The 22,812-nt window shown below is 51.2% G+C and carries 18 protein-coding genes; 10 read left to right on the top strand and 8 right to left on the bottom strand.

Annotation, left to right across the window (positions count from 1 at the left end):
* Positions 1 to 111: 111 nt before the first annotated feature.
* Positions 112 to 4,437, top strand: a complete 4,326-nt coding sequence (locus tag AB0A83_RS10225) for a transporter substrate-binding domain-containing protein (RefSeq protein WP_232056843.1) — start codon at positions 112 to 114, stop codon at positions 4,435 to 4,437.
* Here the strand turns inward: AB0A83_RS10225 and yfbR are convergent, their stop codons facing one another.
* The gene (yfbR, locus tag AB0A83_RS10220) at positions 4,438 to 5,043 is read right to left on the bottom strand and encodes a 5'-deoxynucleotidase (RefSeq protein WP_150048187.1); all 606 of its coding nucleotides are present in this window, start codon (positions 5,041 to 5,043) and stop codon (positions 4,438 to 4,440) included.
* Positions 5,044 to 5,221: 178 nt separating this feature from the next.
* Between yfbR and AB0A83_RS10215 the strand changes: the two genes are divergently transcribed.
* The gene (locus AB0A83_RS10215) at positions 5,222 to 5,386 is read left to right on the top strand and encodes a hypothetical protein (RefSeq protein WP_190303305.1); all 165 of its coding nucleotides are present in this window, start codon (positions 5,222 to 5,224) and stop codon (positions 5,384 to 5,386) included.
* A 346-nt stretch (positions 5,387 to 5,732) separates the two neighbouring features.
* On the opposite strand, the gene amrS is transcribed toward AB0A83_RS10215, so the two are convergent.
* The gene (gene amrS / locus AB0A83_RS10210; protein ID WP_150048186.1) at positions 5,733 to 6,818 is read right to left on the bottom strand and encodes an AmmeMemoRadiSam system radical SAM enzyme; all 1,086 of its coding nucleotides are present in this window, start codon (positions 6,816 to 6,818) and stop codon (positions 5,733 to 5,735) included.
* Between the two features lie 152 nt (positions 6,819 to 6,970).
* Here amrS and amrB point away from each other — a divergent pair, with 152 nt between their 5' ends.
* The 7 genes from amrB (at position 6,971) to AB0A83_RS10175 (ending at position 14,938) form a co-directional block, all read left to right on the top strand.
* The gene (gene amrB / locus AB0A83_RS10205; protein WP_150048185.1) at positions 6,971 to 7,747 is read left to right on the top strand and encodes an AmmeMemoRadiSam system protein B; all 777 of its coding nucleotides are present in this window, start codon (positions 6,971 to 6,973) and stop codon (positions 7,745 to 7,747) included.
* The gene (gene amrA, locus AB0A83_RS10200) at positions 7,725 to 8,288 is read left to right on the top strand and encodes an AmmeMemoRadiSam system protein A (protein ID WP_332095593.1); all 564 of its coding nucleotides are present in this window, start codon (positions 7,725 to 7,727) and stop codon (positions 8,286 to 8,288) included. The genes amrB and amrA overlap by 23 nt, the downstream gene beginning before the upstream one ends.
* A 246-nt stretch (positions 8,289 to 8,534) precedes the next feature.
* On the top strand, positions 8,535 to 10,004 hold the full coding sequence (zwf, locus tag AB0A83_RS10195; protein WP_150048184.1) for a glucose-6-phosphate dehydrogenase: 1,470 nt from the start codon (positions 8,535 to 8,537) through the stop codon (positions 10,002 to 10,004).
* A 32-nt stretch (positions 10,005 to 10,036) separates the two neighbouring features.
* The gene (gene pgl / locus AB0A83_RS10190) at positions 10,037 to 10,747 is read left to right on the top strand and encodes a 6-phosphogluconolactonase (protein ID WP_150051919.1); all 711 of its coding nucleotides are present in this window, start codon (positions 10,037 to 10,039) and stop codon (positions 10,745 to 10,747) included.
* 116 nt (positions 10,748 to 10,863) lie between these two features.
* Complete coding sequence (locus AB0A83_RS10185) at positions 10,864 to 12,228, top strand: OpgC family protein (RefSeq protein WP_150048183.1); 1,365 nt, start codon at positions 10,864 to 10,866, stop codon at positions 12,226 to 12,228.
* Between the two features lie 47 nt (positions 12,229 to 12,275).
* Positions 12,276 to 14,096, top strand: coding sequence for a phosphogluconate dehydratase (gene edd, locus AB0A83_RS10180; protein WP_150048182.1), 1,821 nt, complete (start codon positions 12,276 to 12,278; stop codon positions 14,094 to 14,096).
* 209 nt (positions 14,097 to 14,305) lie between these two features.
* Positions 14,306 to 14,938: a bifunctional 4-hydroxy-2-oxoglutarate aldolase/2-dehydro-3-deoxy-phosphogluconate aldolase gene (locus AB0A83_RS10175; RefSeq protein ID WP_150048181.1), complete on the top strand. Its 633-nt coding sequence runs from the start codon at positions 14,306 to 14,308 to the stop codon at positions 14,936 to 14,938.
* A gap of 79 nt (positions 14,939 to 15,017) precedes the next feature.
* On the opposite strand, the gene AB0A83_RS10170 is transcribed toward AB0A83_RS10175, so the two are convergent.
* Genes AB0A83_RS10170 through AB0A83_RS10155 form a run of 4 tightly spaced genes read right to left on the bottom strand, consistent with a single transcriptional unit; the run spans position 15,018 to position 19,536 of the window.
* Positions 15,018 to 15,722 (bottom strand): helix-turn-helix domain-containing protein, encoded by a 705-nt coding sequence (locus AB0A83_RS10170; protein WP_150048180.1) that lies wholly within the window; start codon positions 15,720 to 15,722, stop codon positions 15,018 to 15,020.
* A gap of 6 nt (positions 15,723 to 15,728) precedes the next feature.
* Complete coding sequence (locus tag AB0A83_RS10165) at positions 15,729 to 16,763, bottom strand: class 1 fructose-bisphosphatase (RefSeq protein ID WP_150048179.1); 1,035 nt, start codon at positions 16,761 to 16,763, stop codon at positions 15,729 to 15,731.
* Positions 16,764 to 16,784: 21 nt separating this feature from the next.
* Complete coding sequence (locus AB0A83_RS10160; protein ID WP_150048178.1) at positions 16,785 to 17,390, bottom strand: nitroreductase family protein; 606 nt, start codon at positions 17,388 to 17,390, stop codon at positions 16,785 to 16,787.
* 46 nt (positions 17,391 to 17,436) lie between these two features.
* Positions 17,437 to 19,536, bottom strand: coding sequence for a flagellar hook-length control protein FliK (locus tag AB0A83_RS10155; protein WP_367156146.1), 2,100 nt, complete (start codon positions 19,534 to 19,536; stop codon positions 17,437 to 17,439).
* Positions 19,537 to 19,947: 411 nt separating this feature from the next.
* Here AB0A83_RS10155 and AB0A83_RS10150 point away from each other — a divergent pair, with 411 nt between their 5' ends.
* Entirely contained in the window at positions 19,948 to 20,439 is a 492-nt protein-coding gene (locus AB0A83_RS10150) for a DUF4124 domain-containing protein (RefSeq protein WP_150048176.1), read from the top strand.
* A gap of 95 nt (positions 20,440 to 20,534) precedes the next feature.
* Here the strand turns inward: AB0A83_RS10150 and AB0A83_RS10145 are convergent, their stop codons facing one another.
* Together AB0A83_RS10145 and AB0A83_RS10140 are read right to left on the bottom strand one after the other, a co-directional pair.
* Entirely contained in the window at positions 20,535 to 21,659 is a 1,125-nt protein-coding gene (locus AB0A83_RS10145; RefSeq protein ID WP_367156145.1) for a peptidase C39 family protein, read from the bottom strand.
* On the bottom strand, positions 21,659 to 22,750 hold the full coding sequence (locus tag AB0A83_RS10140) for a DUF2817 domain-containing protein (protein ID WP_150048174.1): 1,092 nt from the start codon (positions 22,748 to 22,750) through the stop codon (positions 21,659 to 21,661). Before AB0A83_RS10140 ends, AB0A83_RS10145 begins: the two co-directional genes overlap by 1 nt.
* Positions 22,751 to 22,812: the final 62 nt, after the last annotated feature.

Genomic DNA, 22,812 nt, shown 5'->3' with positions numbered 1-22,812 from the left:
CATCCCATGATGGCAGGCCGACACTACTCCCGCTCCTCTCTGCTTACGCTCGTTTATGTCCTGCTGCTTTTTCTAGCGTGCTTTTTCCACTGCTCCGCGTGGGCGGGCGAGTTGGAAAAAATCGCCATTCAATTGAAATGGCGGCACAGCTTCCAATTTGCGGGTTATTACGCCGCGATCCAACAAGGTTATTACCGAGAGGAAGGCTTGGAGGTTAGCCTCAAAGAAATCGACTTTAGCCAAGATTTCGTCGAACAAGTTTTACGCGGCGAGTCCCAATACGGCGTGTCCGATAGCACCTTGTTGATATACCACTTGAAAGGTCGTCCGGTGTTGCTGGTCGACCAGTATTTTCAACATTCGCCGCTGGTATTTCTGACCCGCCGCGATTCGGGCATAGTCAGTCCCTACGAAATGGCCGGTAAAACCTTGGCTTTCAATACGACGAACCAAGGGGACGCGTCTTTGAACGCTTTGCTGCTGAAGACGCTGGGTAGTTTGGACAAAATACGCGAAGTCCCGTTTTCCGACAACGTCTATCAAGACTTCATCGCCGGAAAAATCGACGTGGTTTCGGCTTATTCGACCTCGCAGCCTTTCTTGATGCAGGAACGGAATATAGACATCAACATCATCAACCCGCAAAACTACGGTATCGATTTCTACGGAGACAATTTATTTACCACACAGCAAGAGTTGACGGATCACGCCGGCCGAATCGCTCGCGTTAGTCGGGCTACCCGCAAAGGTTGGCGATATGCGTTGGAACATCCGGATAAAATCATAGACTTAATCCGGCGAAGCTATAATCCGGCCCTTTCAACCGCCTATCTGCAATACGAGGCGGCCAATACCCGGCAAATGATCATCCCGGAATTGATTCCTATCGGCAGCATAGATCCTTCCCGATACCAACTGGCGGCCGAGGATTACCGTAGGCTGGGTTTTGCGGACAAAGACAGCGTCGAAGAAAGTTTTTTTTATTCGACCAACCGCAGCGGCCAAGCTAACAAAATCGCTTTATCGCCCGAGGAAGAAGCCTGGATCAACGCCCATCCGGTAGTCATCTACGGTGCGGAGCGCGATTGGGCTCCCTACGATTTCATGGACCAGAAAGGCAGACATGCCGGATACAGCGCGGATTTGATCCGTTTGATCGGCAAATATTCCGGTTTGAACTTCACCCCGCAATTTAACGATTGGAGCGATTTACTCGCAGAAGCGCGCAAAGGCCGTATCGATTTGCTGCCGGCTCTTTATCAAACCGACGACCGCAACGAATTTCTGGCGTTTACCGAGCCTTATCAGCAAATACTCAGCTATTTTTTCGTACACGAAAGCATCTCCGCCAACAACTTGGAAGACTTGAACGGCAAGACTATCGCGATACCCAAGGATTTTGCGCAAATTCAGCAAATCAAGCAACGCATGCCCGGATTGAAGATATTGGAAACCGACAGCCTGATGGCCGCCGTGCATGCGGTCATAGAGCGTAAAGCCGACGTGTTGCTCGAATCCTATCCTGTCATGCATTACTTATTGCAACAGCAAAACATCAGCAGCATTCAGCCGTTCAAACCCTTTGCCACCAGCGACATCCGCATGTTGCGCATGGCGGTGCGCAAAAACCAGCCGCAACTATTGTCGATCGTACAAAAAGCGCTGGCGGCCGTCCCCGAATACGAACATCGCCGACTTGCCGAGCAATGGTTCGGCTTTAAGGAGTTTTCCTCCCCCACTCTGCAACTTAACGACGCCGAACTGGCCTGGCTAAATGCCCACCCGGTCCTGCGCTTCGTAGGCGATCCCAATTGGCTGCCTTACGAAGGCTTCGACAACCAAGGCCGATACATCGGCATCGTTTCCGAGTATCTGCGCCTGTTGGAACAAATATTAGGCATAGATTTCCAGGTGATTCCCACCGCGACTTGGGCGCAATCCCTAGCCAAGGCGCAAGCCGGCGAAGTAGACATCATTTCCGAAACCGTCAATTCGAATCTGGCTAAACAATGGGTGTTTACGCGATCTTATTTAAGTAGTCCGGTCGTGATCGTGATGCGCGATGACGAAGACTATGTGGACAATATCGAGCAAATCAAACACCGCAAACTGTCGCTGATTGAAAACTACGGCTATAACCCCGCTCTAAAAGCAGCCTATCCCGACATCGCGTTTAGCGAGGTGCAAACTATTCAACACGGTTTGGCGGCGGTTTCTACCGGCAAAGTCGACGCGTTGCTCTGTACCCTGGCACAAGCCAGTTATCACATCGCCAATCAAGGCTACAACAATGTCCGAATCGTCGGTAAAACCGAATTTGCCACTGAAATGGGCTTTGGGGTCAGGAAGGAGTTAGAGCCCTTAGTGCCTTTGCTCAACCGGGCGCTGGATGCCATTTCGCAAACCGAGCATCAACGCATCAATAATATTTGGGGTAAGGAACGGTTTGCCCCCAAAACCGATTATTGGTTGTTAGCCAAAATCGTCAGCGCATTTCTTTTGATACTCGCGCTAGTGTTTTTTCGCAACCACAAATTGTTGAGCGAAATCAAACGGCGGCAGGAAAGCGAGCGGCAAGTGCGGCAACTCAATCAACGCTTGGGGCTAGCCACCAGCGTGGCGTCGTTGGGCGTTTGGGAAATCGTATTCAATAGCCCGCCTAAAGTCATTTTCGACAACAAGATGCTGGAAATATACGGACTCGAACCTTCCAGCGAGTTGAATCTCCAGGACTGGTTACAACTCATACATAAAGACGACCGGGCGGCCGTGCAGCAGTCGATTCAAAAATTACGCATCCGCCGCGGCGAGGACCACATCGAATTCCGGATTGTTCGCCCCGACGGCGAAATTCGCAACATATACAGCGGCGCTAGAAGCACCAAAATGGAAAAACAAGCCGTCACCATCATCGGCGTGAATTTCGACATTACCCCTAGGAAATCGATTGAATTGGCTTTGCAAAACGCCAAATTGCAGGCGGAGAACGCCAACCGGGCAAAATCGCAGTTTCTCGCCAACATGAGCCACGAAATCCGCACGCCGCTCAATGCCATCATCGGCTTTACCGAACTGCTTAGCGAACAGGTTAAAGACGCCAAATTAAAATCGTTCGTCAATACCATACAATCGGCCGGCCATACCTTGCTGGCACTGATCAACGATATTTTGGATTTATCCAAAATTGAAGCCGGCAAATTGCGCATAGAAAAGAAAGTCTGCAACCCGCACGAGCTTTTTACTGAATTGGGACAAATTTTCATGATGAAAATGCGCGAGCGGGATTTGGACTTTATTTTGGATATAGACCCTAAAATTCCGGAGAATTTATTGCTGGACGCCACTCGTTTACGGCAAATTTTATTCAATTTGATCGGCAACGCGGTCAAGTTCACCGAACGAGGCCATGTTTGTCTGCGCGCGCGTTACGGTAACGAAGACCGTATCCGCAGCAGGGTGGATTTATACATAGACGTGGAAGATAGCGGTATCGGCATTTCCACCGACAAACAAGAAGCTATCTTCAACGACTTCGAACAAGTGGAAGGCCAAGACGTCAGACGTTACGGCGGTACCGGCTTGGGCTTGGGCATCAGCAAACGCTTGACAGAAATGATGGGCGGCACGATTTCTTTGAAAAGCGAGCCCAATACCGGCTCTACTTTTACCCTGCATTTCAAGGACGTCGATATTTCCACCATCAATCCGGAACCGCAACGGATTAAAACAGACGTGCCGGTCGAATTTCAGCCGGCAAGCATTTTGGTAGTGGACGATGTGGAAGATAACCGTAGTTTGCTGCGGGAGTGTTTTTCCGAAACGCCTCTGCGCGTGTTCGAAGTGGAAAACGGTTTACAAGCCGTACAGCGGGCGCGTCAAGGCGATATCGATCTGATCTTGATGGACATACGCATGCCGGTCATGGACGGTTATCAGGCGGCCGAAAAGATAAAAGCCTTTTCCGACGCCCCCATCATTGCGTTGACCGCATCCGTGATGCAAGACGATTACGAACGAGCGAAAAACTCCAATTTCGACGGTTATTTGCGGAAACCGGTATTGAAAAGCGATTTATTTACCGAACTCAAACGCTTTTTAGCGCACGAGTCGCAAGAAGCGCAAACCGAGTCTGCCGTAGGCCTGAGCCTCAATTCGTCGGAACTTAACGCGTTACCCGCCGTGCTGGAGGCCTTGGAAAATCTGGCGGCCAACTGCAGCGTGATCAGCCGGAACAACAATATGGCGGAAATCGAAAAATTCGCCAACGCGGTACTTAATCTTGGCAATACTCAAAACATACGCTGTATCAAAGACTATGCGTCGACACTGCAAACCTACATCGACAGCTTTGACATTGTAGCCATCAAACAAGCTTTGAATGATTATCAGAGCTTGATTCAGCAGTTATCCGCCGAAAACGCCAAAAATATCGGATGATCAATCGATCTGCATCAAACCATCTAATGTCAAACCGCAACTGGGTGCGAAAACCTGCATAAAAAACACGACTTCCGGCTGTTGCAACTCGTGAATATGCTTTGCTAACTGCTGCGCGGCCAGTTCGAACTCGGTATTGCCCGCTTTTAATTCGGCTTGACACTTTAAATAAGCCGAGATTTTGTCGGCGGCTTTGACCAAAACTTGTTGGTCGTCAGATAAATAGTGATGACAAATTAACGGCCGAAAATCCGCGCGCAGCCTTTCAGGTAACAAATTCAGCAATTCCGTTTCGGCTTGTTGTTCGATATTGCGATACGCGCTAAGGATCGCCGGGGAATGATATTTAATCGGCGTCGGCAAATCGCCGGTAATCACTTCGGTAACATCGTGGTACAAAGCGGCGCATGCGACGGCGTTGGCGTCCACCTCGCCGGCGAAATAACGGTTTTTGATCAACGCCAAGGTATGCGCAATTACCGCGACTTCCCAACTGTGCTCCATCACGTTTTCTTGCAACGCATTGCGCTTCAAGCCCCAACGCTTAATCCAGCGTAATCTGGAAAGATAAGCGTAAAAACTACTTTTGATTTCGCTAACGTTCATCGCTGTTAACGAAATTTACAAATTGACCCGCTGCGATTTGATCGGCACAACCACTCGCCTTCGCTCTTTTGTTTCTAAATAAGAAACAAGCCATGAAGCAACCATCCTATTGTAAATAACTCTCATAGTTATATAGTTAAGCCGTGCCCAACAAAAAGTAATTTAAACCCAGATACTTATGAACAATGAATCCGATTTATTAAAAGACGTTATTACCGGCATCACGGTGTTAGCAGGTATACACGTTTTAATGTCCGGCGAATTCGCCTATTCCACCCTATTGTTCGGAGCCGCTTCTCTTTCCACTAATTTGGGTTTAAAGCGAGACAAGTTGGACAAATGATTTTCTCCCTGCCTCTGTAGTTTTACCTCGCAGTACCTAAAGCTCTGCACACTCCATAGCCCTCACTCCGCTCAAGGTGAGGGCTTTTTTTGTGCGCGAATAATACTATTTATTATTGCTCACGCTGTATATCACGTAAGCGGCAAAGGACATTGTCAGTATGTAAATAGCGGCCGAAATCATATAGGCTCCCAATATGGTGATTATCGATGTAATTATTGTTTTTGAGATTGATTAAAGTGCCTATAACGGCTGTTCAACAGGCAACCTTGCATCAAAACGGTTTTTGAGCTTGGTCGCAACAAAAAACCGTGGATTATGGTAGCTAACTACGGCCGAAAAAGCATTAATTGATTGGAATAGCCAGTCTTTTGCTGCCCCAAGCGCCGGGAGCCGCCTCAAAAACCCCCGCACAAATACTGCCGCAAAAGCGACAAGCGCCGTGCTCGTCCAAATTCCATTCCGACAGCTGATACCAGTTTCTGCCTATCAGCATTCGCTTACATTGCGCACAATACGTGCTATCGGCCGCCTTATTATGTACATTACCTACATAGGCGTATCGAATCCCGTTCTTTATGGCTATGTCTCGCGCCATCAATAGCGTGGCAGCCGGAGTAGCCGGTTTATCCAGCATCTTCCAATCCGGATGAAAGGCGGTGAAATGCATGGGTACATCCGGCCCTAATTGCTCTACCACCCATTGAGACATCGTTTCCAACTCGGATACCGAGTCGTTAAGTCCCGGGATCAGCAACGTCGTCAACTCAAACCAAACCTGGGTTTCCCGTTTCAAATAAAGCAAGGTTTCCAGCACAGGCTGCAAATGGCCACCGGTAACCTTTTGGTAAAACTCCTCGCTAAACGCTTTCAGATCGATATTGGCCGCATCCATATACCGATAGAACTCAATACGCGGCTCGCTGCAAACATAACCCGCGCTGACCGCGACCGACTTTATCCCAAGTTCCCGGCAAGCTTGAGCAGTATCGATCGCGTACTCGTGAAATACCACCGGATCATTATAAGTAAAGGCCACGCTACGGCAATGATGGGTTTTAGCGGCTTGAGCGATTCGCTCCGGCGCTGCCGAACCGGTTAGCGTATCCATCTCCCTGGACTTGGAAATGTCCCAGTTTTGACAAAATTTACAAGCCAAATTGCAGCCCGCTGTTCCGAACGATAGAACCGGCGTACCCGGCAAGAAATGATTGAGCGGCTTTTTTTCTATGGGATCAATCGCAAAACCGCTGGAGCGGCCGTAACTGGTCATCACGATTTGCTTGTCGAGGTTTTGTCTTACAAAACAGAGTCCTCTTTGTCCATCGTGTAGCTTGCAATAGCGTGGACACAAATCACATTGCACCCGGCCGTCGTCCAAGCTGTGCCAATATCGAGTAACCGCTACTCCGGAATCAATTAATGTAGCCATACTACCCCCCCACTCAAGCGGATTTTAAAAAACAAACGAACCGAATCCTTCCCCATGCATAAACCCATTGCCGCAATGATGGGCATATACCATAATCCATACGCGCATAGAGCGCTCAAAACACCTTATCCCGCGAGTCTGCGGAGGCCGCTATGATGAGAAATCCCGCAGTAGCCGGTAGCTTTTATCCGGCCGATCCCAGCGTATTGCAAGATATGCTCAATAAATTCTTAACCGGCGATGCAGAGCCGGCTCCGCCAAAGGCCATTATCGTCCCTCATGCCGGCTATATCTACTCCGGACCGATAGCGGCCAGTGCTTATGTGCGCTTACGCAAAGCCCGCGACCGCATTCGGCGGGTCGTATTACTGGGACCGTCGCATAGAGTAGCATTCGGAGGATTGGCCTTAAGCCATGCCGATAGCTTCGCTACACCGTTGGGCGCGGTTCCGGTCGACAGGGTTGCTGTCGAAAAAATGAGTGAACTGTCGTTTGTAAGCTACTTGGAACAAGCGCATAGCGCGGAACACAGTTTAGAAGTACACCTGCCTTTCTTACAGGCCAGCTTAAGCGACTTCGCGTTGATCCCGTTAATTGCCGGCGATGCCACCCCTGAGCAAGTAGCACAAGCATTGGCTCTGCTATGGGGCGGCAGCGAAACCTTGATAGTGATCAGCTCGGATTTAAGCCACTACCTCGATTACAACAGCGCGCAAGCCAAAGACCGCCGGACCAGTCAATTGATAGAAAGTTTGAATTATCGCCGGTTAACTCCCGACGCGGCCTGCGGCTGCGTGCCGGTATCCGGCTTACTTAGACTGCTTGAGCAAAAATCGTTGTCGATAAAAGCAATAGACGTCAGAAATTCCGGCGATACCGCCGGAGACAAACATCGGGTGGTAGGTTATGGCGCCTATGTGGTTGAATGACGACGAACAACAATTCCTGTTGAAACTCGCCCGCGCATCTATTGAACACGGCATCGAAACCGGTAGGCCTTTAAGCGTTGACCCGGCCGCCCTTCCCGCTCGCTTATCGGAGAAAATGGCCAGTTTCGTCACCCTGGAGCGGCTCGGTCAGTTGCGCGGTTGCATAGGAATGTTGGAAGCCGTTCGGCCCTTGGCTATCGATGTCGCGGAAAACGCATTCGCGGCCGCATTTCTCGATTCGCGCTTCCCTCCCATTACGCCGACGGAAATGCAGAATGTGGATTTACATATATCGGTGTTAAGCGCAGCCGTGCCGATTGCCGCCGAATCGGAAAATGCTTTACTACAGCAATTACGTCCCGGCGAAGACGGCGTCATACTCACGGAAGGTCGCCGCCGCGCAACTTATTTACCGGTCGTCTGGCATCAGTTGCCGGCTCCGAAAGACTTTATAGAGCAGCTCAAAACCAAAGCGGGACTACCCAAACACTATTGGTCGGATTCAATACGATTTTTCCGATATAGCACGCAAACGTTCTAACCGGCTTTGGAATTTTCAGGTCGGTAAATAGCGACATAAACCGGCACACCCTAGTTTTTCCCCGTTTCTATTCCCCGGTCAACACCCAGTCCAAGTCCGCCCTTACCCCGCGACAGTGTTAAAGCTGAGTTAATAACCTTGTTTGCATCCGACATGGAACCTTATAATAGGGGAATTTTCCGCTTGCGGATGCATTCTGTGTCGATACGACACAGCACATCATTTCCGCTCAATACTATTTAGGACATGACGATAAAAGATTCTTTCAAGCCCTGCGATCTGGTGATCTACGGTGCTTTAGGCGATTTATCCAAACGTAAACTTCTCATTTCCCTGTATCGCCTCGAAAAACACAATCTACTGGAAGCAGATACCCGCATCATAGGGGTAGACCGTTTGGAAGAGTGCAGTGCCGGTTTTATCGTCATCGCGCGCAACAGCTTGGAAGCTTTCCTGAATAACGAAATCGACGACGCGATCTGGGAGCGATTCTCAAAACGATTGTCCTATCTGAAAATCGATTTAACTAAACACGACGAATATGGGCAATTGCATGACGTCGTCGCCCCGGACCAGCGCGTCATGGTCAACTACTTTGCCGTATCGCCGCTGTTGTTCAAAAGCATCTGCCAAGGACTGCAACATTGCGGGGTGTTAACCCGCGAATCGCGTATGGTCATGGAAAAACCGATAGGCCACGACCTAAAATCGTCTCAAGAAATTAACGACGTGGTAGCGGACGTATTCCATGAAGATCAAGTCTATCGAATCGACCACTATCTGGGGAAAGAAACGGTTCTTAACTTACTGGCTTTACGCTTTGCCAATTCGCTGTTCTACACCTGTTGGAACCATAACACGATAGACCATATTCAAATTACCGTCGCCGAGGACATCGGCATTGAGGGCCGCTGGGATTATTTCGATAAAACCGGACAATTGCGCGACATGCTGCAAAACCATTTGTTACAGATTCTGACCTTTGTTGCAATGGAGCCACCCGCCGACCTTTCGGCTGAAAGCATACACATGGAAAAAATCAAGGTGTTAAAAGCGTTACGGCCCATTACCTCCCGAAACATCGAAGAAAAAACGGTACGGGGTCAATACACCGGGGGCTTTATTCAAGGCAAGCAAGTACCGGGCTATCTGGAAGAAGAAGGTGCAAACACGCAAAGCGTAACCGAAAGCTTCGTGGCAATTCGCGTCGATATAGACAACTGGCGCTGGGCCGGCGTACCGTTTTACATGCGTACCGGCAAGCGCATGCCCAATAAACGTACGGAAATCGTCGTAAATTTTAAACACCTACCGCACAACATATTCAGAGACAGCTTTCGCAGTTTGCCGGCTAACAAATTGGTCATTCATTTACAGCCGAATGAAGGCGTCGATGTAACGATGTTGAACAAAGTCCCGGGAATCGATGGCAACATCAAATTACAACAAACCAAACTGGATTTGAGCTTCTCGGAAACGTTCAAAAAGAATCGAATTTTCGGAGGTTACGAAAAATTAATTCTGGAGGCCCTGCGCGGCAATCCCACCTTGTTTTTGAGTCGCGAGGAAATAGAACAGGCTTGGACCTGGGTGGATTCTATTCAAGACGCCTGGGAAAACACGCATGCCTCGCCCAAGCCCTATCCGGCCGGAAGTTGGGGGCCGTTGGCATCGGTTGCATTACTGGCGCGAGACGGACGCGCCTGGGAAGAATAAACACGCCATCCTTATTGAGAGATTTAATGATCATGGTCAAAGAATTCTTTTTCGAACAAAAACAACACTTAATCACGGCGCTGGCTGCGGAATGTCAGGACGTTTTGCACGAAGCGTTAAGCAAACACGGTGCGGCAACCTTGTTAGTATCCGGCGGGACCACTCCGGCACCTTTGTATGAGGCTTTATCCAAAACCGATTTGAATTGGAAAAAAATTAAGATTGCCCTAGTCGACGAACGTTGGGTCGATAGCGATCATAGCGCCAGTAACGAAGCGCTGATCAAGCGCAATTTATTAATAAACAACGCCAAATCGGCCACCTTCACAGGCATGAAAAATTCGGCGCCCACCGCGGTCAAAGGCCAAGCGGAAACGGAAGCGAATTACCAAAAACTGCCGCAACCGTTTAGCCTGGCCATCGTAGGCATGGGGATCGATGGTCATACAGCTTCGCTATTTCCCGCTGCCAAAGGCTTGGAAGGCGCATTGAAAGCGGATGGCGAGCAATTGACTGCCGCTATCAACGCCATGCAAAGCGACGTAACAGGGCCTAATACCGAACGCATTTCATTGACGTTAACTGCCTTGATGAAAACCGAACGCATCGTCGTGTTATTCACCGGCGAAGACAAATTGGCGGTCTTCAACATGGCGCAAAAACCGGGACCGATAGCGGACATGCCCATACGCGCCATTTTGCACCAAGAACAAGTGCCGGTAGAACTTTATTGGGCGCCATAACCTCCAGCTTTGCCGACTGTTTTATTGCGGGGTAACAAGCAGTCGGCCCGGCTGTATTCAGGGCTGTTTAAGTCTATCGCATTAGTCTATGCACGCATCCACTACAGGATAATCCTATGAAATCTGACGAACGCCCCGTATCGCCGCGCAACTTACAGTTGGATTTCTTTCGCGGTCTGGCCTTGCTGGTAATCTTCATCAACCATATGCCCGGCAACCCCTGGTTTGATTTTACCCCGTCTCGCTTGGGGCCAAGCGATGCGGCGGAGACCTTTGTATTTTTATCGGGATTTGCCGCCGCAATCGCTTACGGCCGTTCTTTCCGTAATGCCGGCCTGGCGATAGGCTCGGTGCGCGTATTGTTTCGTTGTGCACAAATTTATGCCGCGCATATCGCTTTGTTCATACTGATGGTCACCTTATTACTGAGCATGCGCCATCTCAACCTGATCGGCGAAAACTGGCAACTGGATAATTTGCAATATTTTTTCGATGATACCGCAAACGCCGTACTAGCCTTAACCAGCCTGCGCTATGTACCAAATTTCATCGACATTCTTCCGATGTATTTCGTCATATTGCTTTGGTTGCCGGTTGTCTGGTGCTTATCCACGTTTCATACCGCGCTACCGCTTGCGTTTTCCCTGGCTTTATACCTAAGCGCCGGCTATCATGGCTGGGAGTTGATTGCCGACCCCGTGTCTCATCGCGCTTGGTACTTCAATCCATTTTGCTGGCAACTGGTTTTTTTTACCGGTTTTGCGCTTAGCAGCGGTTGGCTGCCGGTTCCAAGCGCTAATCGCCGCTTGATAAGCCTGTGCCTCATCTACGTTGTCTTTTGTTTTCCACTGGAAAATCCGTTAGGCTACGACAACTTACCCTGGTTCGCACAATTACGCGAAAATTGGGCCGCTTTGTTGAGTAAAAGCCAGCTCGGTTTTTTACGTTACTTGCACTTTTTAGCCATGACTTATTTGGTTAACAGTTTTATGCAGCGTCATCAACATTGGCTACACAGCAGGATAGCCGATAAAATCGTAATACTCGGCCAACAGTCCCTACCGATGTTTATGTTCGGAACCTGCTTGGCCTTTGTCGGCGGCATGCTGTTGGATAACATCGAAGTTAACTTATTAAATAGCGCATGGATCAATGTCGCCGGCCTTGGCATCATGTTATTGTTCGCTCAGGCGCTGCATTGGCTGGATCAAAAACCCTGGAAAAAGCTACCCGAGCAATCCGCCGCCCCTATCCGGCCGATTCATTATTGGCCTTCGCAAGCACTACTGGCCGGCGCGTTATTGTTACTTACGCTCAGTCCTTTGATGGTCATACAACAGTCTTCAGAGCCTGATTTAACCATGGCCGAGCTTCCTTTGGAGGATAAAGTCATTGTGCCTCCCGACGAGCAAGCCTTGGATACCGAAGAGGTAGCCTATCAACCCCCAGAACAACCCATCGCCCTGCCGGACAGTCTATAGCCTCTTGCAGGCCGTAATGCCAGCTTCGATAACCGGAATCATCCTCAATGCACCCGATACTAGAACAAGTCACTCAAGAAATCGTTAACCGCAGCCGAGATGGCAGACAAGCCTATTTGGCTCGCGTGGATTCGGCGATATCGGCCGGGCCGCAACGCAACCAATTGCCGTGCGCCAACCTAGCTCATGCCTTTGCGGTGTGTTCGGCGGCTGAAAAAGACGAACTGTCGCATAGCCCCAAGGCTAACGTTGGCATCATATCCGCTTACAACGACATGCTGTCCGCTCATGAACCTTATAAAGATTATCCGGCACTCATCAAAGCGGCTGTGCGCGAGGCTGGCGGGGTAGCGCAATTCGCCGGCGGAGTTCCGGCAATGTGCGACGGGGTTACTCAAGGGATGCCCGGCATGGAGCTGTCGCTGTTCAGCCGGGATGTCATTGCGTTAGCTACCGCTATAGGCCTTAGCCACAACATGTTCGACGCCGCGTTGTATCTGGGGGTGTGCGACAAAATCGTACCCGGACTATTGATCGGTGCATTGAGCTTCGGGCATTTACCCGCGGTTTTCGTACCCGCCGGTCCTATGCCTAGCGGCTTGTCCAACAAAGAAAAATCGCGTGCCCGGCAAAAATATGCCGAAGGTAAAATCGGCGAAAAAGAATTACTGGAATCGGAGGCTCAGTCTTACCACAGTCCCGGTACTTGCACCTTTTACGGCACGGCCAACAGTAACCAAATGATGGTCGAGATCATGGGCTTACACCTGCCCGGAAGCTCGTTCGTCAATCCCAACACTGCTTTACGAGACGAACTGACCAAAGCCGCCGCCAAACAAGTATTGAAATTCACCGCCGCCAGCGCAGATTTCCGGCCTATCGCTCACGTGATCGATGAAAAAGCCATCGTCAACGCGATTGTCGGACTACTGGCAACCGGCGGTTCCACCAATCACACTATCCATTTGATCGCCATCGCCAGAGCGGCCGGTATCATCATCAATTGGGACGATTTCGACGCCTTGTCTAAAATCATTCCGTTGTTAACCAAAATTTATCCCAACGGTCCTGCCGACGTGAACCAGTTTCAAACGGCGGGCGGCATGAGTCTGTTGATCCGCGAATTGTTGGCACACGAGCTGTTACACGGCGACATCTTGACGATAGGCGACCAAAAAGGCTTGGCCCAATATAGCCAAGTACCGACACTGGACAACGGTCGACTAGCCTGGCAGGAAGGACCTGCGCAAACCTTAGATGCGGAAATCATCGCCAGCGTAGCCAAACCCTTCGCCAATAGCGGCGGTTTACACGTGATGCACGGCAATTTAGGCCGCGGCGTCTCCAAAATCTCTGCGGTTGCCGAGAAACATCAAGTCGTAACCGCACCGGCAATGGTATTCGACGACCAATTGGATGTAGTAGCGGCGTTTAAACGCGGCGAGTTGGAAAAAGACGTCATCGTCGTATTGCGTTTTCAAGGTCCGCGCGCCAACGGCATGCCGGAACTGCACAAACTCACCCCGGTGCTGGGCGTGCTGCAAGACCGCGGTTTTCACGTCGCCTTATTAACGGATGGACGAATGTCCGGTGCATCCGGTAAAGTACCGTCTGCGATTCATATGTGGCCGGAATGTATCGACGGCGGCCCGCTGGCTAAAGTACGCAACGGGGATCTCATCGTATTAAACACTCAAACCGGGGAAGTCAACGTTCAAGTGGACCCGCAAGAATTCGCGGCGCGGGTACCGGCAGCCAATAGCGCGACCGGCCATCATTTTGGAATGGGCAGAGAATTATTCGGCGCAATGCGCGCCCATGCTTCGACAGCGGAAACGGGCGCAACCAATTTGTTCTTCGTAGATTAAAGGAATTAATGCACTTAACGGCGCGGATCTCCGAAACACACCAAGTTGCTAGGTCGCGTGCCGAATTTTAAGCTCGGCGGCCTTGCGCCAAAACCGGTTAAACCGATCAATTTGCCGCAACCTCGACGCGCTAGTCCCTAAAATGCGTCCGATCTACCCCGAGCCGACTTACAATAACAAGAAAATCACTCAATACTGGAAACGAGAAGATGTCAGTCACGATAAGCGAAGTCATGAATACATCGCCGGTGATGCCGGTCATGGTCATTAATCACATAGAACACGCGGTACCTTTGGCGCAAGCACTGGTAGCCGGAGGCCTAAAAGTCTTGGAAATTACCTTGCGCACCCCCATTGCGCTGGAATGTATCCGCCGCATTAAAGCGGAAGTGCCTGGCGCTATAGTCGGTGCCGGCACCATCATCAACACCCAGACCTTGGAACAAGCTATAGCGGCCGGATCGCAATTTATCGTCAGTCCGGGTATTACGCCTAGCCTGCTGGATGCCGCGTTGAACTGCGGCGTACCGGTTTTACCCGGCGTCAACACTGCCAGCGAAGTCATGTGTTTATTGGAAAAAGGCATCACCGCGATGAAGTTTTTCCCGGCCGAAGCCGCCGGCGGCATTCCTATGCTGAAATCCATCGGCGGCCCGTTACCGCAAGTCACCTTCTGCCCTACCGGCGGGGTGAATCCAAAGAATGCGCCGCAGTATCTGGCGCTGGACAACGTCGCTTGCGTCGGCGGCTCTTGGATGGCGCCGGCGGAGTTAGTCGATACCGCAAACTGGGCGGAAATCAGCCGCCGCGCCGCCGAAGCCGCGGCACTTAAAGTCTCCTAAAAACAAGCCTGGCCGAAAATCGCCGTTTCGGCCAGGCTGCTTTGTTTATACCGCTTTGCCCTCGCAATACCGTTTGCGGCTAATCGAAAGGTTGTAGCAAGTTTTTCAACAAGGCTTGATCGGTAATTTGAATAAAACGGTTTTGCACCACAATCAGTCCCTCGTCTTGAAATTTTTTCAATAAGCGGCTGACAGTCTCCAGCGCCAACCCCAAATGGTTGCCGATTTCTTGCCGGGTTAGCGACAGTTTGAATTCCGACGACGAAAATCCGCGCCGTTTCAAGCGCTCGGATAAACTCAGCAAGAAATAGGCTAAACGCTCCTCGGCCGGCCGTTTGCTTAAAACCAACAAGTTTTTATCTTCTTCCATCTTTTCCCCGGAATGACGAAACAATTCGCGGGTCAGACCGGGCAATTTTTGAAACAACTGGTCCAGACTATCGGCCGGCAACACGCAAAACGTCATGGTTTCCAACGCTACTGCCGCGCAGCCGTGCCGCTGCGTGGATAAACCGTCGAACCCTAATAATTCGCCCGGCAACAAAATATTCAAGATGTGTTCGTTACCGTGACTATCGTTGGCGATTAATTTTGCGCTACCGGATTTCACCGCCAAAATCCCTTTGAAACTATCGCCCTCGCGATAAATAAAATCGCCGCGTTGCAAGGTTTTTTTAGCTTTTACTACCTTGCTGATGTTATCGATTTCAGCTTGGGTTAATCCTCTGGGAAGGCAGATATTGTCCAGGCTGCAATTACCGCAAATAACTTGATTTGTGCTCACGTGAGGTTAATTCGTTTCTGATGCTTGTTGATAATAATCGACGATGCGCTCCACTTCGGTTTTGGAGCCGAAAATCAGCGGAACCCGCTGGTGTATGTCGTGAGGTTTGACATCCAACACCCGGTCTTTTCCGGTACTGCACACACCACCCGCTTGCTCGATAATAAATGCAACCGGATTAGCCTCATACATCAAGCGCAATTTGCCCGGCCGGTTAGGGTCGCGCAAATCGTAGGGATATAAAAACACGCCGCCGCGATTCAAAATCCGGTACACGTCGGCCACCAAGGACGCTACCCAACGCATATTGAAATTTTTGCCGCGTACGCCTTGCTCGCCGGCTAAACATTCGTCGATGTAACGCCGTACCGGCGGCTCCCAAAAGCGATGGTTGGACATGTTAATCGCAAATTCGCTGGTTTCTTCCGGAATGCGCATATTGCGGTGAGTCAGCATGAATTCGCCGATATCCTGATCCAAGGTAAAGCCGTTGACACCGTTGCCGGTAGTTAGCACTAACATCGTCGACGGCCCGTACAAAACAAAACCCGCGCAGACTTGCTCGGTACCTTTGCGCAAAAAATCTTCCGGTTCGGGATCTATCCCTTCCCGGCAACGCAATACCGAGAAAATGGTGCCTACCGTCAAATTGATATCGATATTGGAAGAGCCGTCCAAGGGATCGAACAGCACCAAATACTTACCTTTCGGGTATTGCTTAGGGATTTTAATCGGGTCGTCTATTTCCTCGGATGCCATGCCGCCCAAATGGCCGCCCCAATCCAAAGCCTTGACCATGATGTCGTGGGTGATGATGTCCAGTTTTTTCTGAACTTCTCCTTGTACGTTTTCCGAGCCGGCACTACCCAATACGCCGATTAACGCACCGCGATTGACGCGATGGGAAATTTGTTTGCAGGCTGTACCGATATTGTTCAACAACAAGGTAAAGGTACCGGAGGCGTCAGGCAAGCCGCGTTGTTGCTCGATAATGAATTGAGTTAGTGTTACCGGGTCGGTATTTTGAGTCGTCTGGTTCATAGTGGGTGGAAATGCCGAGAATTAAGCGAAACGATCGATTGCGACAACTTCATCTAAGCTAAGTTGGCCGCCGCGGGCTTGCGCGGGTTCCAGGGCTTTACCGATGGCGACAAACATGCTGATCGCATAATCTTCCGGTAAAGCAATCAAATGTCCGACTTGTTCAAAGTCGAAACCATCCATCGGGCAAGAATCGTAGCCCATTGCCTTGGCTGCCAGCATCAAGGTTTGCGCCGCGATGCCACAGGAACGCATGGCCTCGTCGCGCTGCACCTGCGGTTTGTCTGAATAATAATTATGCATCGCTTGCAAAAGGAAAGCCCTCGCATCGGCAGGCGCGTTACGCCAATAGCGTTCCGGTTGTTTTTCCCAGGCTTTTAGATCGGCGCATAACACGATCAATAACGACGCGTCGGTAACTTGCGCTTGATCCCAAGCCGCGCTGCGGATTTGCCGGCGCAAATTGCTGTCCCGCACCATCAAAAAGCGCCAATGCTGGATATTGAAGGCCGTCGGCGATAACAGGGCTAACCTTAATAGCGAGTCGACTTCTTCACGGCTAATTTCGAATTCGGGATCGAATCGCTTTACCGCGCGGCGCGATTCAATGGCAAGACGGGTATCCATAGTTGAGTTTCAGTAGGGTGTTGGAGTCCGAGAGTAAGGCTATCGTTCAAACCTTCTCGCTGATCAAACCGGTCGTAGCTGTTCGAATGACGGAGGTAGGCAAAGGTTGTCCTTGATGAGCTTCCATAAATCCCATTTTTAATCCTTTTGCTTCGAGTTGGCGTTTGAGCTCATCCAAATGAGCGTTGATAGTATCCACGGTAGCGGAAACTTCGCTCCAAAACCGGGTATTGACGGAGCCGTCGTAACAGGAAATTCTGCAATGTATTGTACCAAGATTGGGTGGAGTGATGCTAATACTGACCGCCCAGTTGTTACGCTCTTCTCCCGAGTCCAAGCCGCTGTGCCGCTCGTGTTCGATGACCAGTTTAAGTGCGCTAGGCTGCTGGTCGCTATAAAAAGGAATTTCCACCATCCAACTCTGTTTTGCGGAATCCTCCCGCGGGAGAGAATTGAGCTGATCTAACGATAGCCTGGCATGCGTACTTTCGGCTTTACGCAAAGTCTCCTGCAACACTTCCGCAGACTCCCGCTGGAAACCGGTTTTCTCCGGTTCGGGTAAAGCCGGGCTTTTTTCGATAAATTGCATCAACTTTCCCAACTTGACTTTCAGATCGTCCTGTAAATTTACCTGCGCATTATCGGCTGCCGCTTCGGCGAGTTTACTTTCCATGAACAAACCCGACTGAGTCACTACCCGGCGCAATTCATTAGCCTCGGTCAATTGCCGTAACGATGGAACCGAATCGAGAATCTGACGGGCCAAATACTTTAAAGTCTCGGCAACCGTCGGTTCTAAACGAGCGTTTTGCTCGAGACTCAGCAATTGCTGCATCAACGGTATCGGCGAATCTTGCAACGGCAACAAACGGCGAACTGCAGCGGCCAGTTGCCGTTCGTCGAACACCTCGGGCTTGTCGATCCGCGGTCTTACTTGGATGACGGGGTTGCCGTCAGTAACGCTTAACCGAATTTCAACTTTACTGCCGACGCTTAATTCGGGTACGCGCACGCGCTCGTCAACCCGGTCGGAATCCGCCAAAGGTTCGCCGACTTTAACGAATGAGACCTCCTGCCGATGCGGAGCAAGCTTGACTTGTTCAAGGGTAACGCCCACTTCCGGGGCCTTCTGCCCTTGAACCGATTCTGAAGACAAACCGGGCAAAGATGACGGCGCTACCGACGGCGACGGCAGCGGCATATCCGGTTTAACCTGCGCGAAAACCGGCGCGACCGGAGCGTCGATTCGAACCGGCTGCGATACACCGGTTCGATTGGTTGCCGGACCGGTGACCTGCAACGGTTGCGCAATAGCCGGATCGAGCGGCTGCTTTAGTGTAAAATTTGCCGCCTCTTGTACTTTAACGCTGACAAATTGCAGCTGTTTGTTATCTACGGTCACAATAATAGCGGCGGGGTTTGCGACATGGCCGGCCATCGGCCTGGAAACCGTTTCCGCTGCGCCAACAGTCACAGTATCGGTTTTCAACTCCGCGACGGCTTCGATTCGGAAGCTAACCGTGCCGGGCAATACTTGAATAACGGTTGCCACTCTGGGCTGACCGTTCGCCAGTGGTAGTAAATGTTGCGGAAGCACTCTGGACGCCTCGCCGAGGGCCGGCCCTTTCGCCGCTTGCGTATCGGCTGCCGGGAAGGCCTGCGTCTTAGTTGGTTTCGCAGCCGAATCCGCCAAACTTGACAAGCTGAGTTTATCTTCGCTGACTTGCCGCACAACCGGAGCGACCAGCTCTTGTTGGGAAGTAAGCGGCGCGGCCGTTAGATTAGCCGCCGGCGCAGGGCTAACTTGTCCGGCCTCGGGTGCCACGGCAATCGTCCGTAAAATAAGCGCCGCAGGCGGTTGCGTGTTGTTCTTGACCGGTTCCGGGAGAATTTTAAATTCCGGATTCGCGCCTAGCTTTACCACCTGTAGCCGTAACGTCTGTCCGGATTGCAACTCGTTAGGCCTATCGGCTTTGACCTGCAGGATTTTTCCGTCGATTTGTAACGTGAAGTTGTCCAGCGCTATTTGCCTTTCCAGCAATTTAGCCTCGATAATTTGATTCAACTTTAGCGGCATGCCCAAGAGCGGATCGATTTTGGCTGGGGTTGACGGCAAAGCCGTATCCGATAACGATATTAGATCCATACCCACCGCCTTAAGCCTGCCAAGATCGCGTTCATTCGGCCAAAATCATCCGCCGAATGGCCCGATGCCGTTACTCTAGCGGTATTAGTAACGGGGGATAGCGATTATTGCAAGCACAATTTTAGTGCATCCTTTACGCGCTTGGCGACACTAATCCCGCTCTTGCCGAATCGAAAATTTAGCCGTCAATAACTCTTTCCGGTTTATCCGGAAAAACGTCAACAACCCTATTCTTCCAAGCTAAACGGCTCCCAATGAGAATTTTTTTGTCAGAAACGACAATCTCGCGCCAAATGCACCGGCTCCATGCGACTTCGTCTGCTGGCCTGAATATTTTGAGTATCTTCTGTTAAGTTTAATTCAAGCTTACAATGCGACAAAACACCCCGGGTTGATTTGGAGCTTGGTGTTATGCGTATCTTGTTGCTATTGCTAATCTTGCTTTCCCCTGCGGCATACTCGGACGCAGTGTACAAATGCACCGACCAATCCGGACGTATCGTCTACCAGCCCTCGCCTTGCTCCGGTGCGGACAAGCAGCGCTTACTGACAATCCCTAGCGACCCTCAAGCCAACGTAGAGGCCAAAGCGAAGTTGGATGCGGTTCAACAGGAATACGATGCAAGAAAACGCGAACAACAGAGCTTGGAACAGCAACAGTCGCAACGGCAAAGAGAAGCGGCCGCATTGGAAATAGCCCGGCAGAATGCCATAGCGCAGCAACAGCAAGCAATTGCCCAACAGCGTCAGGCCGAAGCCTTGGAGCGGCAAAACCGCCGGTCGGGCGGCTTTAATTATCCTTATTATTACGGTATGCCCCGCCCAGCCCCCATCCCCCATCCTTCACCGGGACAACAGGATTCGGAGCCCAACCAGCGTCACCCCTGGAAAAACTATCAGTAACTCCTGCTTTTTTCAGGAACTCCGGGAAACTGTTGTCAAGTTAATCATGAAAGAAGCGACACCTGATCGCGCAGATAGCCTGACAACTCGGGACACTACGCCGTTGCCTCGGCCGGTTTAAGTGCATGACGTAGAACAACGGCAGTACGCAGGCGATTTTTGCCGAAACACGACATCCGTTCGAAGTCTTCCCGGGCTATCGGTACGAACTGACAATCCAGGTCGCTTTGCAGGCGTTCGTCCGGGTCTGGGTCGTGCATGTATAGACAATCTTGATCGAACCCGCTCATCGCTACCCAATGCGGAGCTTTTTTCCCGTCCATGGCAAAGGTACTGATCAGGATTAATGGAATTCCCCCGCTTTCGAATGCCGTCGTCAAGTCGCTCAAGGTGACATTCGAATAATGGATAGGAATGTTTTGCCGCTGCGCATCGCGTTTAAACCCCTTATCCACCAGATCTATGATTTGCTTTTTATCTTCGTTGCGAACGCTGTCGATGAATAACGGCCCGTGCTGATTGACCCACACTTCCACGGCAAAGCCGCGCCGTTGCGCAGCCAAAGCCAAACCGGTCGGATGGCAACCGCCGTGACCGGAGGTCATGAAGATGGTGGTCGCCTCGCGCCATAAATTGATTTCTTCGTCACGAGACGGCCGATAGGTAGTGTCCAACGCCCGCATCGCCATCATCAGGGCTGCCGGGCCGCAGGTGAAAGGCGTGGTTTGTTTGAGCCACGGCAATGAACGGTGTTGCGGTTGATCGCTATAACGGCGAATCCGCTTTTGAAAACGCAAGGCGTCCTTGTGATCTTGATAATAGTCCCGATAGAAACCGAACTGCTGAAACCCCAAAGACCGGTACAACGCGATAGCCGCGCTATTCTCGACGCTAACTTCCAAGCGCAAATAAAAGCGGCCGTTATCCCTGGCAGCTTGTTCGCCGGCCTGCAGCAAGGTTTTAGCGATGCCTTGGCCGCGCAACTCCGGATCGACTGCCAGCGAATACACTCTGGCAAGGCGGGTGCCCGGATGATACAGAAACAGCACGTAACCGACGCAATGTTGGTTAATCTCCGCAACCAACAATAATCGGTGTTCGGTTTCGGTGGTTAACCAATGCCGAAAACTGCGCCGGCTTAAACGATCGCTACTAAAACACGCATTCTCCAAACTCACCAATGCATTCAAATCCGTCAATACGGCCGGCCGAATCAGCATCAAGCACCCAATCCGGCCAAGGCTTGCCCAACGGCTTGCCGTCCACGAAATAACACCAATTCCCGCCATGCCGGATCGGACGGGCAAAAATGCCGGTACATGGCTTGCCGATGCGCAATGCGCTCGGCTTCGTTGTCTTTTGCCGCCCACAACTTATGGTCGCGCAACAAGGTGTCGAACAATTGCTCGGTACTGTAGCTGCCGAACTCCAAGGTGACGTAACAACCGGAGTCGCCCATGACCGCATGCCAAAGGTAATCCAACAAACCCGTTTTAGGTACGGAACTGGAGGTACCGGCCAGCGGTAGCGTTAGCGCATCGCCGTACCAACGCGCGGCTAATTCGGCGGCACCGCTATCCGGCGGATGATCGCAAATCAGCTCGCCGTAGCCGTACGGCCCTAGCCCGGTATGTAAATCGATAACGCCCAAGCGCCGTTCGGCCAATGCGTAGCGTTCGATCAAGTCTTCGCAGACCAAGCGGCCGTGAGCAGAGGTTTGACCGCCATAGAAAGGACCTTCCGGATCCAGATATTGGCCGCCGCTCACGGCAATCTCCAAGGCTCGCCGGCCATGGTTGCGTTCGTATGCTTGCAGGGCGCTAAAGCGTAACGCCTCATCGTCGGCCCACAATGCGCTCTTCAATTGCCGATAGCCGTCGTTAATCGGCAAGGCAGCGGAAAAATCCACCGCATTTCTATTTAAATCCACGCCGTCGGCGTCGCAGCGCCTACACCAGGCGTAGCCCCACGGCGTCAACGCATGAAGGAACAGCAAAGCCACACCGTCCGGTTGCTGCAGATGACCTTGTTGTAGCAAACGCAAACAATCCAGCTGTATTGCGCTGCCGGCGAAACCTTCCACCCCATGAGTGCCGGCAATGATTACCAATACCGCCTCGGCGTCGTCGCTGCCCATCCAGACGCTGTCCGTGAATAAGGCTTCGCCTGCCGGCCCTTCTCCCGGACATTCAAATTCCAAATGCCGATGGCTGCCCGGTACCCCGGCCACACGCGTTAACCAATGCTGCCGCGCTGTTTCGTAACTCGCCGGGAACAAACCGACATCGACAATCGGATAGCACACAGTCATAAGCCGGGCCTCAAGCAAAAGTGCAGATAAGAAATTTCGTGTTCACATGTTACTCCTAGTTT

Origin of the sequence: Methylomonas sp. HYX-M1 (assembly GCF_040741385.1) — a bacterium.
Taxonomy (GTDB): Bacteria; Pseudomonadota; Gammaproteobacteria; order Methylococcales; family Methylomonadaceae; genus Methylomonas; species Methylomonas rhizoryzae.
Note: the sequence above shows the minus strand (reverse complement) of the source record. Positions and strands in the feature narration are given on the sequence as shown.